Source organism: Mycoplasma sp. 4463 (assembly GCF_048381515.1).
Classification (GTDB): Bacteria; Bacillota_I; Bacilli_A; order Mycoplasmatales; family Metamycoplasmataceae; genus Mycoplasmopsis.
The window spans coordinates 1-18,352 of sequence record NZ_JBLWID010000007.1 but is presented as its reverse complement, the minus strand read 5'-3'; the positions used below and the strand labels follow the sequence as shown (position 1 = coordinate 18,352).

Annotated in this window: 16 protein-coding genes; 11 read left to right on the top strand and 5 right to left on the bottom strand. The window is 27.1% G+C overall.

All coding sequences use genetic code 4. The annotated features are described in order from the left end of the window. Positions 1 to 469: 469 nt before the first annotated feature. From ACNF36_RS00885 to ACNF36_RS00870, 4 genes are all read right to left on the bottom strand, one after another. The gene (locus ACNF36_RS00885) at positions 470 to 2,269 is read right to left on the bottom strand and encodes a hypothetical protein (RefSeq protein ID WP_418303412.1); all 1,800 of its coding nucleotides are present in this window, start codon (positions 2,267 to 2,269) and stop codon (positions 470 to 472) included. A 221-nt stretch (positions 2,270 to 2,490) separates the two neighbouring features. Continuing rightward, positions 2,491 to 3,114 carry a Fic family protein gene (locus ACNF36_RS00880; RefSeq protein WP_418303411.1) on the bottom strand — a complete coding sequence of 208 codons (624 nt, stop codon included), beginning with the start codon at positions 3,112 to 3,114 and terminating at the stop codon, positions 2,491 to 2,493. Then, the gene (locus tag ACNF36_RS00875) at positions 3,104 to 3,481 is read right to left on the bottom strand and encodes a hypothetical protein (RefSeq protein ID WP_418303410.1); all 378 of its coding nucleotides are present in this window, start codon (positions 3,479 to 3,481) and stop codon (positions 3,104 to 3,106) included. Before ACNF36_RS00875 ends, ACNF36_RS00880 begins: the two co-directional genes overlap by 11 nt. A 157-nt stretch (positions 3,482 to 3,638) precedes the next feature. Then, positions 3,639 to 5,399, bottom strand: a complete 1,761-nt coding sequence (locus ACNF36_RS00870; protein WP_418303409.1) for a GIY-YIG nuclease family protein — start codon at positions 5,397 to 5,399, stop codon at positions 3,639 to 3,641. Positions 5,400 to 5,531: 132 nt separating this feature from the next. Here ACNF36_RS00870 and ACNF36_RS00865 point away from each other — a divergent pair, with 132 nt between their 5' ends. From ACNF36_RS00865 to ACNF36_RS00815, 11 genes are all read left to right on the top strand, one after another. Beyond that, positions 5,532 to 7,334 (top strand): hypothetical protein, encoded by a 1,803-nt coding sequence (locus ACNF36_RS00865; RefSeq protein ID WP_418303408.1) that lies wholly within the window; start codon positions 5,532 to 5,534, stop codon positions 7,332 to 7,334. Next, positions 7,334 to 8,047, top strand: a complete 714-nt coding sequence (locus ACNF36_RS00860) for an ABC transporter ATP-binding protein (RefSeq protein WP_418303407.1) — start codon at positions 7,334 to 7,336, stop codon at positions 8,045 to 8,047. The genes ACNF36_RS00865 and ACNF36_RS00860 overlap by 1 nt, the downstream gene beginning before the upstream one ends. Next, the gene (locus ACNF36_RS00855; RefSeq protein ID WP_418303406.1) at positions 8,025 to 8,978 is read left to right on the top strand and encodes an aromatic motif membrane protein; all 954 of its coding nucleotides are present in this window, start codon (positions 8,025 to 8,027) and stop codon (positions 8,976 to 8,978) included. Before ACNF36_RS00860 ends, ACNF36_RS00855 begins: the two co-directional genes overlap by 23 nt. Continuing rightward, a complete protein-coding gene (locus ACNF36_RS00850) occupies positions 8,971 to 9,966 on the top strand; it encodes an aromatic motif membrane protein (protein WP_418303405.1) in 996 nt (331 codons plus the stop codon). The genes ACNF36_RS00855 and ACNF36_RS00850 overlap by 8 nt, the downstream gene beginning before the upstream one ends. Next, on the top strand, positions 9,956 to 10,831 hold the full coding sequence (locus ACNF36_RS00845) for an aromatic motif membrane protein (RefSeq protein WP_418303404.1): 876 nt from the start codon (positions 9,956 to 9,958) through the stop codon (positions 10,829 to 10,831). Before ACNF36_RS00850 ends, ACNF36_RS00845 begins: the two co-directional genes overlap by 11 nt. 8 nt (positions 10,832 to 10,839) lie before the next feature. Then, a complete protein-coding gene (locus ACNF36_RS00840; protein ID WP_418303403.1) occupies positions 10,840 to 11,709 on the top strand; it encodes a hypothetical protein in 870 nt (289 codons plus the stop codon). Positions 11,710 to 11,887: 178 nt separating this feature from the next. Next, positions 11,888 to 12,031: a hypothetical protein gene (locus tag ACNF36_RS00835; RefSeq protein WP_257088689.1), complete on the top strand. Its 144-nt coding sequence runs from the start codon at positions 11,888 to 11,890 to the stop codon at positions 12,029 to 12,031. Between the two features lie 37 nt (positions 12,032 to 12,068). Further along, complete coding sequence (locus ACNF36_RS00830; protein WP_323189130.1) at positions 12,069 to 13,454, top strand: ABC transporter ATP-binding protein; 1,386 nt, start codon at positions 12,069 to 12,071, stop codon at positions 13,452 to 13,454. Then, positions 13,438 to 14,277 (top strand): ABC transporter permease, encoded by an 840-nt coding sequence (locus tag ACNF36_RS00825; RefSeq protein ID WP_323176581.1) that lies wholly within the window; start codon positions 13,438 to 13,440, stop codon positions 14,275 to 14,277. Before ACNF36_RS00830 ends, ACNF36_RS00825 begins: the two co-directional genes overlap by 17 nt. Further along, entirely contained in the window at positions 14,270 to 15,049 is a 780-nt protein-coding gene (locus ACNF36_RS00820) for an ABC transporter permease (RefSeq protein WP_418303402.1), read from the top strand. The genes ACNF36_RS00825 and ACNF36_RS00820 overlap by 8 nt, the downstream gene beginning before the upstream one ends. Positions 15,050 to 15,051: 2 nt before the next feature. Continuing rightward, positions 15,052 to 17,100: a hypothetical protein gene (locus ACNF36_RS00815; protein WP_418303401.1), complete on the top strand. Its 2,049-nt coding sequence runs from the start codon at positions 15,052 to 15,054 to the stop codon at positions 17,098 to 17,100. An 81-nt stretch (positions 17,101 to 17,181) separates the two neighbouring features. On the opposite strand, the gene ACNF36_RS00810 is transcribed toward ACNF36_RS00815, so the two are convergent. Beyond that, positions 17,182 to 18,174, bottom strand: a complete 993-nt coding sequence (locus ACNF36_RS00810) for a YwaF family protein (protein WP_418303400.1) — start codon at positions 18,172 to 18,174, stop codon at positions 17,182 to 17,184. Positions 18,175 to 18,352: the final 178 nt, after the last annotated feature.

Below are 18,352 nucleotides of genomic sequence, written 5' to 3'. Positions count from 1 at the left end.
TTCTGCTTCTATGTTGTATGGCGAGTTGCTAACTCTCTCCATTGAAACAATGCCATTATTTTTAGATATTGTTTGCAAATAATCTTTAGTTAAATATTGGAAACAATGGTCTAAATGTGCTATTCATTGTTTGTTTAATTTTATTTTGACATGTATTTCATAACTAAATCTAAATCATTTATTTTGGACAAATTGTAATTTACAATAAATTTAGTTTTGTGGTCAATGTGAATTGACAAAAAACAAAATTGTTTTTAAAATTATTTTTTGACATTAGACCCTTTTTAAAATCATCATAATCTGAAAAAAGTTCAAGTCATTCATGCTGTTTAAGTTGTCTCATATATTCTCCTATACAAAAAACACGAAATATGGATTGTCCATATTTCGTGTCCCAGTTTAAATACAGTTTTGTCCATATTTTGTGTTCTGGTTTAAATAATTTTGTCTTTTTTATATGTTTTTTAGGTTAATTAAGATTGGTTTTTGCAAGAAAAGTATCCATATCAATTCATTCATTTTTCGGATAGAAAGCACCAGTGTCAACAAAGTATTTATAAACTTGATCCATTTTAGATATGTTAGCTTGATAACCTTTTTTGTGGTCAGTATAATAAGTATCACGAGATAAAATGTTAAAGGTATTTGCTAATGGGAAGTTTTGTATATTGACAAAGCTTTTCATTTTTTCTAAATCTCAACCGAATGTTTGTTTTAGGAATGTCATTGTGGTTAAAAGCACTGTTGTTGTACCTTGTAAGCCATATAATTGAGTTCTTGAATTATTATTTCGATCAAATAATACTGATGTGCCCTTTTCAATGTTATGATAATCAATTGCCAACATATTTTCTCAAGCAATTGTAGGATTTAATGTAATTGTATTAGCATATTCTTTTTCGCCAACGAGCAATTTAATGTATTCAACAGCATCTTGAGCACTATAACTTGGATGCAATTTAAAGAAGTAATTATATTGATCTGCAGGATATAACTCTTTAATTTTGGCGAAATAAGCCTTGACTTCATTGTAAGCATTTTCATTTTGATTCAATCTTCAGCCTTTGTCATTTTTTTTAAATAATGAAGAACCCATAAAGATTAAATTCTTTTTGTTTGGAGAATAATTGTTTTTGCCTTCAACAATAAGATCTAAAAAGCTCTTGCTATAAATTTGATTTAAGCGTTCGAAGTCACCTTGATAATCAATGTTTTCGGCAAATTGCATGTAATCCTTATACATAAATGGATTAATTGGATATGACTTAATGTTTAATTTGGCTCAAGCTTTACCTGCGTTTTCCAATCTTTGATTAAAAGCATTAATGTATGTGTTTTCTAAGTTGTAAATTTCAACTTTCTCTTGTAAAGTAAAGAAATAACGACAATCAATAGGCATTTTAATATATTCATCTGCTTGTAAATCATTTCAGTGTTTAAGCAATTCTGCTTGAGTGTATGATTTACCTGCTTTTAGAGCAAAATTTAAATAATAATTCTCAATAAAATCATAGGGTTGAGAATTACCATCACTCAAAATAACTATTTTATTGGCATGTTTAAAAATTCAATCTCTTACAACAACGCGATCTTCATCCGATAAAGCTATTAAAGATACATCAGGTATATAGAAATTAAATTTATCAATTCCAGCTTCTAGATATGGTTGTAAATAAGTTGTTAATTCTTCTAAAGTTGTTGGTGTTACTGAATAAGCTTTATCTTTTTGATTGTTAGTTGCATATTTCAAGTTGTCTAAAACCAATAATTTTCCATCTTTAGCATTCATTTCGCCTGTTTCCGTATTTAGTACAGGTGTAAATTTGTTTAATAAATACTTAAAATTAAACCTTTGACTTTTTGGATTTTCATTAGTTTTGTCAATGTCCCAAACATCTTGATCAACTAAATAAACAACATCGTTGTAAGGTTGTTTTTCATTGTTAGCTGCGTTTAGATGACCAACAATTTGCATAAATGACGATAAAAATACTTGTGATGCGTTTCTGGAAAGAACAACCGTTGGATATGAATTATCTGCCGAGTCTTTTAAATCGGCATAAAAATCTCTAAAATCAGCTCCTGGAGCAACTTCTGGATTTAATAATTTAATTTTTGATGAACTATTTTGTAATTCAGTTAAATTTTTTGAATTTGCGTTATTTGTTCAAGGGTCTTTTGTTTTTTTCGCACATGAAGCTAGCAATGCTGTAGGAATAACTGATAATGGGGCAATTACACAAAATAATTTTCTTTTAAATTTTTTCATAGGCAAATTATAATGTTTTTATTTTTAATCATTAAAATAAGCGTTTTTTAAATAATTAATAAGAATTAATAAATATTTATAAATAAAAATGTTAATTAATAAATGTCATAATTACTATAATGGATTTAATTCATAAATAAAAAAGACAAAACTATTATTACTTAAACTAGGACAAGAAAAGTAGACAGTTTTTTATTTTCTGTCTACTTTTCTTATCTAGTTTACCTTTTATTTACTTTATTTCTTTTTAAATTAATAATATTATCGTTAATCACTTGCTTGAAATAATTATCGTCTAATTCTTGATAGTACTTTAAAAGTGCTTTACGGTAATCTTTACATACATTTATATCTAAATTAAATAATTTTCCTTGTTTTAATAATTCTTTTTGTAAAAGCATTGTTGCTGTTCTTTTATTACCATCATTAAAAAATTGTTCTCTTGCTATTAGCAACGGTAAAGAATATATATCATCATTATCGTTGATACAATCTCTAATCATTTCATAATATTGACTTTCAATTAATAAAGGTGGTAAATAATTAGAACCTGATACTTGAATATTAATGTTTCTAAAATTACCATTATTATAATCAAGATTTTCCATTAATATTTTATGTAATTGTAAAACATAACTTGGACTAATGTCTAAATCATAAGTATCAAAAATGAACTTTCAAGCATTTTTAATATTGGTAGCGATAATAAACTTTTCTTCGTTTTCATTTAAAAACTTATCATTTAAAATATTTTCAGTTTCTAATTTAGTAATTAATAAATTTTCAAAATAAACTTGGCCTTGTAATATACCAACCAATTGTTTAGAATAATCTTTATATTTCATAATTGTTTCTTTTTAATCTCCTTAATTCTTCAAGAATGCGACAATAAGTTGTGCTAAAAAGGTTAGTGTTAAGAATACGATTAGCATTATCAAGTGCAATGGGTTTAGTTGTTTGTAAATCAAAAACTAATCTTAATATTGCTTTTAGTCCCCAATTAATTAAACATCCGTTATATCATTTTTCTTCGGTAGTTTCTTTGTTTAGACTAATGCTATTACCAAATCTAATAGCATCCATTTCAATTAAACCAAACGGTTGGTTGTAATTAATTAACCACCAATTGTTAATCAAAGCAATGACTTGGTTAATATCATTTGCGAACATTGTTTCTAAATGTCTTGAAATATTAGATGGTAATAGTTTCATTTTCTCTCCTTTGTCTATACAATAGATATTATAATATTTATAAAATTTTTGTAAAAAGATTAAAAAAGATAGTCATTGAAACTAGTTCAAGAAAAGTAGACAGAAAATAAAAAACTACCTACTTTTCTTGTCCCAGTTTATGATAAAGTTAAATATTTTATTTTGAATATGTTTCGAAAATAATTTTAGATTTCTTTTTATCAATAACGTTGTTCAATTCTTCTATTGATGCATTTTTAACATTTTCAAATGTCTTGAAATAATCTAGAAGTTTTTTGACAGTTGCATCACCAATCCCTGGTATTGAGTTTAAATCTGATTCTCTGAATTTATTTAAATATTTATGTTTCATTTTACTTTTAGCATACCTGTCAACTTCATTTTGCATTCTTGTAAACAAAAATAAAGCATCTTGTGAAATATTAATTATTTGATTTTTATCATTAATCAATTTTTCAGTTTTGTGTTTTGAATTTTTAACAAGACCAAAAACTTTTATGTTTTCGAATTCTAATTCTTTTAATGCATATTTTGCTTCTTTTAATTGTTCAAACGATCCATCGACAATAAAAATATCATTTTCGTCAATATTTAAAGGTTTTGCAAATGTTTTAACAAATTTAAAAACAGTTAGATACATAAGTTCTAAATCAGAATGCTTGCTCATTTGTTTAAATTCTTCTTCATGATTAAAAAATCTATAATTCTCATGAATTTTTTTACCATTTGAAAAACAAACTGAAACTCCTATTGGATTTTCTAAATATCAATGTGAATTATCAAACAAATAAATATTTTTAATTTTATTTTCAGCATTTAAAATATTTTCTAATTCTTTTTGAGTTTTAATATTGATTTCTTCTTTTAAAATTGCATCATTAATATTAATCTTTAAATATTCATTGTTATTTAACAATGATAAATTCAAGATTTCTAAGAATAATCCTTTTTTGGGAAAGATGATTTTATTATTCAGTTTTGTATTAAGTTGAATTTGTTCATATTCACTTTGTAGAATAATGTGATCTGGATAATCTTTATCTGAATAGTATCTTTCTAAATAATCAGATACATAATCAATTACATTCTCAATGTAATAGTTATTTAATTTATTGATTTCATTATTGTGTGCAGTTTGCACTCCATATCTATAAAATAAACTTTGTATAGATATGTGTCCATCTTTAACAATGAATGTATGCGCATCAATGTTTTTGATGTTTTGAAGCTCAACTAATTGTGTATCTTTGATTCTTTTCAATAAATGATAAGAATCATTATATTCTTTAGCAAGTTCAAAATCTCAATTTTCACTTGCTTTATCTCTTAATGAAATTAACTTATCTAAAAAGTCATTATTTTGAAATTTTAAAATTTCAATGATTTTGTCAAATTTGTATTTTGACACAGAATAAGCTTGATTTTTAATTGGTAATCCATTTTCATACATAAAGAATCTAGTTAAAACCTTTAACAAATGTTTAAACTCGTGTTGATTTGAAAAAGGACCATATGAAAATGTTGTATCTGTTGTTTTAGAATATACATAATTTTTGTATATTTCTAATTGCTCTTTAGTATTGATATTCAATTTTAAATATGGATATCTCTTATCATCAAGTAACTTGATGTTATATTTGGGCTGATATTTTTCAATATAGTTCTTTTCGGCTAAAAAAGCTTCTTGATCTGTATTGTATGTAACAAAATCAAAATCATAGATTTCATCAATCATTTTGTATGTCTTATAAGAGTTAATTGAATTGTTTAAATATTGATTTAATCTATTGTTTAAATCAATAGCTTTACCGATGTAAATGACTTGATCTAATTCGTTTTTTCATAAGTAAATCCCACTCTTATGTGGAGTTTTTTTAATCTTCTCTTTTATTCTGCTTATTCTTAAATCATCGTTCATAAGATATATTTTACCTATTTATTTTTAAAAAAAATATAAAGAATATAACCATCAGGTTATTTAATTAATGTATAATATTATCAAATTATTAATAATATTAAAGTAATATGAAAGTGCAAAAAGGAGTTAATAATGACACAAATAAAAAACTATGTCTACTTTCTTCATAAGGTAATTTTAAAGAAAAAAAGCAGTTGAATCTTACCTGCTTTAGTTGGAACAATAATGATTGTTCTTTCAATTATTATTTCAATTTTGAATATACAAAACAAATCGCTAGTTATTTATTGTGCTAGTTTTGGATTGTTATTTATAACTATCTTCTTTTCTTCATTAAAGTCAATTAACTTATATAAAGATTTAGAGGAAGAAGGTTTAGAAATAATTACATTTTCTAAGCCCATATCCAGAAAAACTATTTTTATAAGTAAAATGTTAATGTTTTTATTAATGGGGTTATATTGAGCATTATTTTGTTCTTTATTTAATTTAATATTAGGATTAACTTTAAAATTAGATGCTAGTTACTTTGTAGCATTCGTATTTATCACGCTAATCACAATATTTTTAGCATTTATCTTCTTTGGTTCAATTGCTTCGTTAATAAGCTATAAACTTAATTCAAAGATTGCTATAACAGTTCCACTGTTATTCAGTATTCCGATGTTTTTAGCTGGAGGATTTATCTCATCAAACTCAACATCAACAGCTAATAACTTTGCTTACTATTTAAATTCTAAAAACCCTAATCAACCATCAGGTAATGATTCAAATACTAATTACTTTTATTTAGATAACAATAAAGATAATTACTACATCATTCCTAACGGATATGATGCAACGAGTTTTAGTCAAAAACAAGATGCATACTTATCAGAGGCATACGAGATTTCAAAAAAATCATCTACTTCGTGAAGTGTTTATTCTTATTTAGCAATTCCTTATCAAATGTTAGAAATATTCAACATTAATAATGAAGATATATTTAATAAACTAAATAATCAGAACACTAATAATTTAAGTGATTACTTATATTACAAGAACACTGATTCTCAAGTATATTCATATATTCTCGAGAAACAACCAAACCTACGTAAGTATCAAATAAGTGAAGGTAAAGAACAATATATAGTTCCAGGTGCACTTAAAAATCAATCATCTATTACAAATATCATCAACACAGATATCATCTATGCAAGAGATGGCGCTTCAGACTTTAACATTATTTACCCAGAAGACAAATACAACTTTGTTACATCTGAAAACTTAGTCGGAAAACTAAAATGAGAAAACATACAGCAACTATTAAAATCAAATGTATTTAATAGTTTTACAAACAAATACTTTGCTCAATTATTTAATTCAGAAGAATTACAAGAATATGTAAAAAACAATGATTTAGTTTCAATTAAAAACTTCATCTTAAGCGATATTCAAAGAAACTTAAATGACGAAAACTCTGAATTAAACAATTTAATTGATAACAACACAAATGCTCTTGATGAAAATGCTATTAAAAATAAATTAGTTAAATCAAAAGTTGAAAAACAAATTTATTTATATTCAGCACTTATTTACTACATTTACTTTACATACAATGATTCAATTTACTTAAATGCTCTTTTAGTAAATGATGACTACACAGATACATATGCACCATCTCAATTCAAAGTTAGATTAGATGATTACAATTATCAAATCGGTGGATTTGAAACATATGTACCAAAACAACAAATCATCAATGACCAAATTGTCATCAGATACGATTTAACAAAATCAAATAACTATTTATTTGCTACAACAGATCAAATTTATTCAATTCAAAGAAACAAAAAAGTTGTTAACAAATCAATCTTTGTTGTGATTTGAATAATCTTAGGAGCTTCTCTATTAGCTGCAAATACACTTTTATACATTAGAAAGGATTATAAATAATGAATAACACAAGTATTAAAGTTTGAAATTTAACAAAGATTTATAATCATAACTCTAATGAGAAAAAAGGAGTATTTGATTTAAGTTTTGAAGTACCTAAAGGTTCTTTCCACGCATTTATTGGAGAAAATGGTTCAGGGAAAACAACAACAATCAAATCAATCATTGGTTCATACACAAACTTTAGTGGACAAATTTACATTAACGGAATTATTAACTCAAATCCTGAATCAAAAGCAAAACTTGGTTATGTTCCTGAAAATGCAATTTTTCCTAAAGAATTAAATGTATTTGAATATTTATACATTGTTTCTTTATTTGGAAACAAAGACAAACAACAATTAAAAGACAAAATCAATAACTTTTTAGAAAAGTTTGAAATCTCTGATTTAAAGAAAAACAAACCTAACAACTTATCATCAGGTCAAAAGAAAAAAGTTTTATTAATTCAAGCATTATTAAACGACCCTGATTTAATCATTCTTGATGAACCTGCTGCTAACTTAGACCCAACAGCTAGATTTAAATTGTTTGAAATATTATCTGAATTAAATAAACAAGGTAAGACAATAATTATCAGTTCTCACATTTTAAGTGAGATTGATAAGTATGCAACTTCATACACACTTATTCATAAAGGTAAATTAGTTTCAACAGGACAAAAACATAAAAGTCTTGAAGATATCTATTATGAAAAGATTATTCAAAATTAAGCTTCTTGCACCTTTATTGTTCTTACCAACAATAGCACTCTCTTGTACTAATACAACAGAAAAAACTACTCCACAAGTTTCGAAAGAAAAAAGACCACATCAAGCATTTCTAAAGAAATTAGGATCTTCTGAATTTATAAATAATTCAAGAGATTTGAATTTATATATAAATGCACAAAACAATATTCCAGATGAATTTATTAAAGAAATTCAATCATCATTGGTATATGCGCAAATATTAAACAATCCAATTTTAGAAAACAACACTCAAATTCAAGATACATTAAAAGCATCAAAAACATTAGAAATGCTATTTAGAGATAACTGATTTTGATATTTAAGTAATCTAAATAAATTCAATTACTATTTAAACTTTTATCCATCAAGTTTCAAAGATAAAAAAAATGATGATGGTGTGAATTTAACATTAGCAAAATACACAAAAGCAAAGCAAGATGGTATTAAGTTAAATATTGATTTACATAATTACAAATTGAATAAATATGTTGTTAAAAATATTCAGTTAGATAGCAACTCAACACTTCAAAGTTTGGATGTGATTTACGTTGTTCTAAACGAAAATTTAATACTACCTGTATTTAAATATTCACAAGAAGACAAAACACATTTAAAAGCATCTGCTGAAATCTTAAAAGTTGTCTCTACAGATAACATTGATGCAACAATTGATAATTTGCACAGCAAATTAGTTGCTGCACACAATAAACTATTAAATGATGACATTGAATACAGTAAAAGTATAAATGTTGAAGATTTATCATTTATATATAAGAACTTTGATTATGCTAAATTTATTATGTTATTTAATTCATACAATTACTTTCAAAGCTTGTATTTAGCGTTAGAAGAAATTAATCAAGATAACTGACAAATTATTAGATACACATTAGTAGGAGTACAAAATGATTAAAATTAAAAAAATGTTAAGTTTAATTAGTTTACCTCTTATTAGTGGAGCCGCAATTTCTTGTGCTAATTACACATCTTCAGATAAATTAGAAGCATACATAGATAACTCAACACAAATTAACCCTAAAGTTGAAAACTTGCAGCAAGTTAATCATAAAAAGATTATCGAAACTCTTTTAAACAACATTTACAAACCAGAAAGTCAAAGAAAACGCAGTTTATATGTATACAATCAAGAACAAGACACATCATCAATCATTCAAAAATTCAAAGAAATAACAACAAGTTACAAACAAGAATTTAGATCTGATGAATTAAATGATTCTCTTGCTGAAAAAAGCAGATTACAAGATCTCTTAGTCTACTTTTCAGGTAATGAAAGAACAGAAGCAGAAAACAAAATAACTGAATTAACAGCAAAAATTAATGAAATTAAAGAACATAATACACCTGCTAAAAAAGAAAAATTCGCTAATAGTTTCTCAGATTTCATTTCAGAAAACTGATACTTTATCTTAAATAATTTAGATAAATTTGACTTCACATTTGTATCTTGATTATTAGATCCAATCGGAAATGGTTATACACTATCAGACGAATACCAACAATCATTAAAAACAAAAAGCGAATACAAAAACTACAACGTACCAAACACATACATTGACGATATCAAATTAGGTGATGAATCAGGTGAAATGGCTGATGCTAGAGTTTATTATTTAAAGAAAAATAAACTAGTCTTCAGAATTACTATCAACAACATTTTGCAACCTATTTCTAATTTAAAATTAGAACCATTAAACTGATACTTTGGAGATTTAAAAAATAACAAAATATCACTTAACTTAATTTCTAATATTGTTCACTCAAGATTTATTCACGGATACGAAACAGGATTAGTTCAATTTGAAAAAAGTATGGTTAAAGATCTAAGTTATGGAGAACCTGCTAATGTTTTCTTCTTATGAAAGGGGGCTAATGAAAATTAGTAAATTATTTAAAAAGATTTTAATGATATCACCATTAAGTTTACCATTAGCAACTTTATCTTTTACACCTAGCACAGTATCAAAAACAGATGAAACTAACGAACAAGAAAACGCTTTAAAACTTGAATGAAATAACTTTATTAAACAAGATTCAATTTGAAACTTACTTAACATCGTATATAAAGATGAATCGCAAAAACAAGCTTACATTGACTCACAATTTGAATTACTAAGCAATCCTGATTACAAACAGCAAATTAAAAATGCATTTGTATTCGGGAACAACATGACTCAATCATTTATTCAAGGAGAATTTGATTGAGGAACATTCTCAAGAATAAAACCATTTATAGTAGAACAATCAACTGCTCAAATAGATCAATTATTATCAACAAATTGACTATATGCACTATTTACAATTACTCAATTTGATTTAATTAAATCAACATTATTAGATAATGAAAACTTAGATACCACATCTAATGATCCTGAAAAAATTTATTCAAACTATGCAAAAATAAGTTCAAATCAATTCATTGATTATGTTTATGCAAAAAACAGTGATGAAACACTTGATGATTTATATTACTTGTTATCTAAAAATGGATTTATCTTAGAAATTGGAATTGAAAAAGATTGACAAAATCCTGAATTACTCAAACCTAAATTACACGGATATGTAAAAACATTTCCAAATATTATCAATAATGACTATATATTAGACATTTTTGATTTAAACAAATATGTGCAGTTATTTGCTCCATTCGGTGTAGATAACTCTAACAAAGCTAACACCAATGAAATTTTATTTATAGACAATTATGGAGGGGTAAAATTAACATATACATTTGTAGATGTTAATTAACATTCATTATGAAAAAATTACTATTCTCACTTTCTTTACTTAGTTTCTCGGCATTACCAATTGCTTCTGTAGCTTGCATTGATTTAACAGGTGGCAATCAATACAAAATAGCAAAACCTTACGTAGTAACTAAATTTGATGAATTTTTAAAAGAACAAAACATTACATTAGATCCTAAATACAAAGAAAAATTAGATAACTTCACAAATGAAGATTTAACTAAGTTAAGAAGCAAATTAGCAACACTTAAAGACACAGTTTTAAAACTTAAAAAGGAAAACGAAGGTACACAAAAGCCTGAATTTGCTGCTTCATTAGAACAAATGTCACAATTGCTATCTGAAAACATTTACATCTTCTTACAATACATTTACTACTTTAACACTGTGTTTTATGATTACGGTTTATTATCATTTAACTTTGAAGATGATTCAAAACCAAGACATTCAGATGAGTATTTACACTATTCAATTAACCAAGTTAATAGTTTCTCAGAAGTTAATGCAACTTCAGGACATACACACTATACATATATAACAAATGAAATCAAACCAGTTGGAAATATGTGACCAACAAGTTTTTCAAATGTAACTGAATCAACAATTAAACCGGGGTACTATGAGTTTTATGTTTCATTTTCAAACATTGTCTATAAGTTTTATGTAAAAGAAGAAAGTGGTGTTTCACAAATTATTATGGATCCAATTTGCTTTGCATTCAAATCATCTTTAGGCCAAATTGATGCACAACAAATTGAAGAACTATACAATCTAAATTTAGAAGAATTAGAATTAGATAGAGCAAACCAAATTCTTAGAACTTTTGAAAACACAACACAAAGAGAACTTAAGTTCCCTCAAAGAAATATTATTTTCTAATAAACGCGACCACCACAAGGTGGTTTTTGTTTTAAATTTAAGGTTAAAATTCAATCAAAATCACACCATTTTAACACGCTTATTTTTATGGTCTTACAAAAAATTTTTGCTCAAAATTTACCTCAAAAAAGTTAAAAAAAATAAGGCCAAAATTAATCAATTTAGTAAAATAGCATTTATGAAAAGTAAGGCACTTTTAATTCAAATTTTACCTATATCAAATGTATTAAAAGTATTCAATGATATTGACTATTCAACTAAAAAATACTTACGTGAAGAATACATTGAAAACTTATTTGATACGGTCTCCCTTTTAAAATAGCTATTAAAACTATATTAAGGAAAGGAGATTAAAAATAATGGCTATTAAAGTTAAAAGAAAAAAAGATAAGCAACCAATTATTGAATTAATTGATGTTGTTAAAGAATTTCAAAATAAAACAGTTTTACATAGTATTAATTTACAAATTCAACCAGGCGAGTTTGTTACTTTATTAGGTCCATCAGGTTCAGGAAAAACTACTATTTTAAGATTAATCGGTGGGTTTGAGTGAACTACACGTGGTGAAATTAAATTCAATGGTTTAGACATTAAAGATCTTGAACCACACAAAAGAAATGTTTCAACAATCTTCCAAGATTATGCACTTTTTCCACACTTAAACGTTTATGGAAACATTGCATATGGTCTTAAACTTAAAAGAATTCCTAAAGAAGTTATTGACCAAAAGAAAGTAAAACTTCTTGAACAATTAACTAAAAAATGAGATGCTTTAAGTCATAAAAAAATGGAACAACTTGACAAGTTACAAGAAAAATATGAACAACAACTTGAAAACTTAAAAGAAGGGACATACCAATACAAGAAAATTCAAAAATGACTTGATAACTCAGACTTCGTTTATTCATATTGAGAAAGTTACACAGCATTAAAAGTTGAAGCATTTCAAAACCTACACTTCAAACGTAGAATGACAAGACAAGAAATGGATGAAAAAATTAAGAAAATCATCGATCTTGTAGGTCTTACAGGAAACGCTGATAAAGCTATTTCTGAACTTTCAGGTGGTATGAAACAACGTGTTGCATTAGCTCGTTCACTTGTTATTGAACCTGAAATCTTACTCTTAGATGAACCACTTAGTGCACTTGATGCAAAAATTAGACAAAAAATGCAAGTGTTATTAAGAAGTATTCAACAAGAATTAGGTCTTACATTTATTTTTGTTACTCACGATCAAGACGAAGCTCTTGAACTTTCAGATAGAGTTGCTGTTATGCGTGATGGTGTTATTGAACAATATGACACACCTAAAAACATCTACGACTATCCAGTTAACATCTGAGTTGCTAAATTTATCGGTGATTCAAACATCTTTGATGCTAAATTCACAAAACAAGGCAAAATTAAGATATTAAACAAAGAATTCAAAACAATTCATGAAGCAGATGAATTTGAACCAGGTGAAGTACTTGATGCACTTATTAGACCAGAAGATATTGACATTTACTCAGAACCATCTAAAACTTCAAACAAATTATCAGGACACATTTCTGACATTTCTTACAGAGGAAGCTACTACTACATTAAAGTTGAAATTGATGAACAAACAGTTATTTATGTAGAAACATCTAAGAAATTTGAACTAGGTGAAAAAGTTTACTTAAGTTGAACAATTGACTCAATCCATTTAATGCGTAAAGACGCTAAGTGAGATTATTCAAATAATGAATTCCAAAACTAATAAATTCAACTTCACTTTTGATAAAAAAACACATCTAGTTTGACCTTATTTCCTAATTGCGCTCTTACTTATTATTCTTCCAATTATTTTAATTGTGCTTTACGCACTTATTCCAAACGAAAGTTTTGATAACTGAGTTTTAATCAAGTCATCAAGTACTTGAAAAATTATGGGACGTTCATTATGAATCGGATTAGCAGCATCAATGTTATGCTTGATCATTGGATTCCCATACGCTTACTTTGTTTCAACATCTAAATCTAAGATTTTCAAAATTTGTGCACTTAGTTTAATAATTTCACCACTTGCGATTTTCACAATTGCTAGAATTTATTCAATTAAGGCCTTATTCTTAGGGATTATGGCACACAACACAAAAAGTTTAAACAATGAAGCATTTATGGTATTTGGACTTATGTACCTTAACTTACCTTTAATGATTATGCCTTTATACACAGTGTTTAAAGATATGCCAAAAAACATCATTGAAGCAAGTCACGACTTAGGTTACAATCAAACTCAAACAGTTTTCAAAGTTATCATTCCATATGGTATTAGAGCTATCTTAAGTGGTTTTGGTATGGTGTTCCTTGCATCTGCTACAACCTTTGTTATCTCAGCAAAACTCCTACCAGATGGTTCACAATATCAAACAGTTGGAGATATTATCAACTCAAGAGCAAACCCAGGAAATAAATTTGACTTAGCAGCAGTTTCTGTTTTAGTTATCGTGGTATCTGCTATTTTCTTAAGTATTTATGGAATTATTTTATTAACTCCTAAAATAATTTTCAGACTTAAAAAAGGAGCGCACTATGAGTAAATTCTTAAAAAGATCTTATATTTACATCATTTTAGCAATCGTTTATATACCACTTTTATTTGGAGTTATTTACTCATTTAACCAACCAACACCAAAAGGTCAATTCAACCCAACTTGAACTAAAGGGACATTTGAAAACTGACTTCATTTATTTGATAACAACAGAGCGATGAGCCTTGTAAACAGCTTACTTTTAGCGCTTATTGTAAGCTTTTTAGTATGTACAATTTCACTTGTAACTGTATATGCACTATACAGACAGAAGAACAAAATTGTTAGATCATACGTAAGCTCTACAATTAACATTCCTCTTATTAACCCAGACAACATTACAGCTATTGGGCTTGTTCTTGTCTTTGGTATCTTCTTTGGAGTTATTCAAACAGATAGCGAAGGATTTGGACGTGTTGTAGTAGCTCACACAATTATGACACTTCCATATGCAATTTCACTTATGTTACCAAGAAGTGAAAAATTCAACAACAACCTTTACGAAGCAAGTCAAGATTTAGGATACTCAAAATTAAGATCTTGATTCAAAACTTACTTTATTTATATGATCCCTTCAATTATTATGTCTGTAATAGTAGCTTCTGTTCTGTCATTTGATGATTTTATCATCACTAGAACAGTGTCTAATATGCAAACAGTTGGAACTGATTTATACGCAGGTTCATTTGAGCCTTGAGGACTTATTTTTGGTGCTATTATCCTTGTATTAACTATCATCGGAAACATTATTTACGTTGCAGTTAAGAAAGGTAAGAAATAATAATGAAGAAAATTATTAAAACATCATTAATTAGTGCTGGGATTTTAACAATGGCAGCAGTAGGAACTGGTTTAATTGTTTCAAAAGCAATTAACCGTTATAAACCACCTTTTTACAACTTTAGATCATATATGTCGAATGATAATAAAGAGAAGTTAAGAGATGTATTCAGTTATGCTGAATTTAACGAAGTTAATGAGTTTAATAATGCAATAATCAACCACAAAGCAGCTGCAGGAATCAGTGGAGATTTCCTAGCTGCATCACTTATTAAAAAAGAATGCTTACAAAAAATTGATTACTCAATTTTACTTAACAAACCTGAACTTAAAAACGACAGAGAAAAAACAAAACAATATCTTAAAAACATTATCAAATCAGAAGTTTGAGAGCATCTTGAAGATTACAACGAACAATTAAAGACTAAATTTAATGGTGAAGAACTTAAAGATGAAAAAGGTAATTACCCTGAACTTTGAGAATACTTTTTCCCTTACTTTTCTCAAGATATGGTAATTGCTTACAACATTAAGAAAAAACCAATTGCACCTGAAAAGAAAACTGAAGACGATGCAATTAATCTTGATTTATACGCTGATAAATTTAATAATGGATATGAAACAAATTCTATTATCAACTCGCTTAAAATAGTTGCTGATAATGGATTTGATTCTTGAATCATCACTGACGCAGTCAGAGATAACTTATTATATGGTTCATCTTATTGAACAAATGCAGATGGAACTCACAGTGCTGATCAGTTCACTGGTGCAGTTACAAAAGAAACATACAAAGGTCTAATTGATTCATTCGTTTCGCTTATTAAAGATGGAACAGGTTTCCCAATCGGACACAAAAACATCTCATTCCAAGGAGATGGACTTGAATTATTAAATAACTTAATTAACCCTAAAAATGATATCAGTGCAGCTATTATGTACAATGGTGATGCTATTGATGCATACTATGGAGAAGATAACTTCCCAGGCACAGTCGAAGATGGCGAAATTAGAGTTATTAAACCTAAAGAAAACATTTTATTAGTCGATGGATTTATCTTATCTAAAGTTAACACAGAAGAATCGAACAAACTCTACTTAGAAACAATTAGAGATGGATTCTTAGATAACTTACCAGAATTAGCAGAACAATTCGACCACATCGACAAAAAATATACAGAACAAGATTTCGGTCTTAAAAAACAATTATTCATTGAGCACGCTGTTGCACAAAGATGAAAAGTCCTTCAAACAGGTACAGAAGATTCAGCAAGTGCATTTAAGGAATTAGCTACTGATAAATTCGTTCAGCTAGGTCTCATAGACGAAAACGAAAATCAAGACAAATTAAATAACGTAATTATCAAATACGCTGACTTACTTGATTTATCACTTCCTGCTAACAAAGAATACTTAGATAAGTATCTTGAATTAAATGCAGAACACAACAAATTCTTACATCACGAACGTGAAGAAGATGTTGATCTAAACGATAGAATTAACATCTATCCTTACAGACTTAACGATTACTTTAGCAAAACAGAAAACTTAAATAACTTCTTTACACAAGTTGCAACTGATATTAAGAACTTCACATATCCAGAAGAAGATAAAGAAACTTCAGCACTTTCATTACCTGAAAATGCAGATGATGAAATTAAAGTCTTATTTGCATTAGTTTTCGAAAATGAAAAAACATTTAAAGAACAAAAAGATGAAAATGCAGAAATTACAATTGAAAAATTAGCAGACTTTATTAAGTCTTACATTGCAAAAGTAATTTCATACCTTGATTTAAGTAATGAAGATGTTATTGGCGCATACAAAAACTTAACAAATTTCAATTACATTAACTATGTTCCTTCACAAGCAGTCGATTATGAATTAGTGCTTAGAAACTACTTTGCTTCAGCTGAAGATGGAATCGATGCTAACGTAATTGATATTTATGAAATCAATAATAGTTCAACAATTCACAAATCACTTCAACCAATTGGTGATGAACTTTCATCAAGCACAAGCACATATTACAATGAAAAAACTAAAGGGTAGTCACAATGACTACTCTTTTTTTACAGCTTGCAGACTATGGTAAAAGAAAAAAGCAACCAAATTTGATTGCTTAATTTCTAATTAAAATACATATAAATTATCATACTTTTTAACATTGAATCTAGGTTTTAAGAATTGTTTTGAAGACTTAGCAAATGATAAGAATTTCTTACCTTTTCCAAAGTTAAAAATAATTTTATCTTGAAGAATAAAGATACCAGCACATGCATATAAGTAAAGCGTTCCTAATGCAATTAATGTAAACACATTAAATGGTCATTTCATTAATGGACCAATTAAACTTGAGAATGGATTATATTTATCTTTTCCTACGTAAATGTAATTGCTCTTTCAAGCACTTGGTGCTAAGTCATCAAGTGCTCAATTTAAGAAGAAGCAAGCTACAACAAGTAATCCGAATAATGCAAGTGTTGTTAAGATATCTTTGTTTCTCATTGAATATGGATACACAATAGAAACAATAAATGTAGAAAGCAACATAAATACGTGAAGCGCCATTAAATCATAGAATATGTAGTTATCGTAGTAAATATGGAACTCGTATTCTTTACCTTTTTCATAGAATTTACCAAATGCTGTAAATGTTTCATCAGGTGTGTAAGTTATCTTAACATCAGGTAATATAAGCGCAATAGTTGCACCAAGGAAACTAAGTGAAATTAAATATTTCATTCATTGTGGTTTATTTAATAAAAGAACAATACCAATTGAAATTCCTAAAACTCTACACATATGAAGTGGTATAGTTTCTCATTTACCTGGATATTGTGTAACTCCAAACACAATAGCTCTAGCAGCGATAAATGTAAGTGTTAGTGCCCCTGCAGTCCTAATTAATATTTCTTGAGTTTTTGCAGACACATTTTTACGCTTAATTGCTGCGTGTATTTGTCTTTTGAAGATTCAAATAACAAAAATAATCAACATAGCAATAACTCAAGATAATCTAAGACCTAAATTAGTTTGAGCTAGCATTGTCTCTGATATTTCACCACCACCGGTTCAAGATCAGAATCCAGGTTTTAAGAAAAAATATTTTTCTTCAAAGTTCATAATGCTCCTTTAAGGGTTTATAAAATATCTAATAATTATAATTCTTTATATATAAAAGTGAAATTTTATTATTAAGTTATTTAATTTATTAAATAAACTAAATTACCTTGTTCCTAGGTTAAAAAGAAAAACTCAAACTACATAAAGTAATTTGAGTTAGATGTATAAATGAAACAAT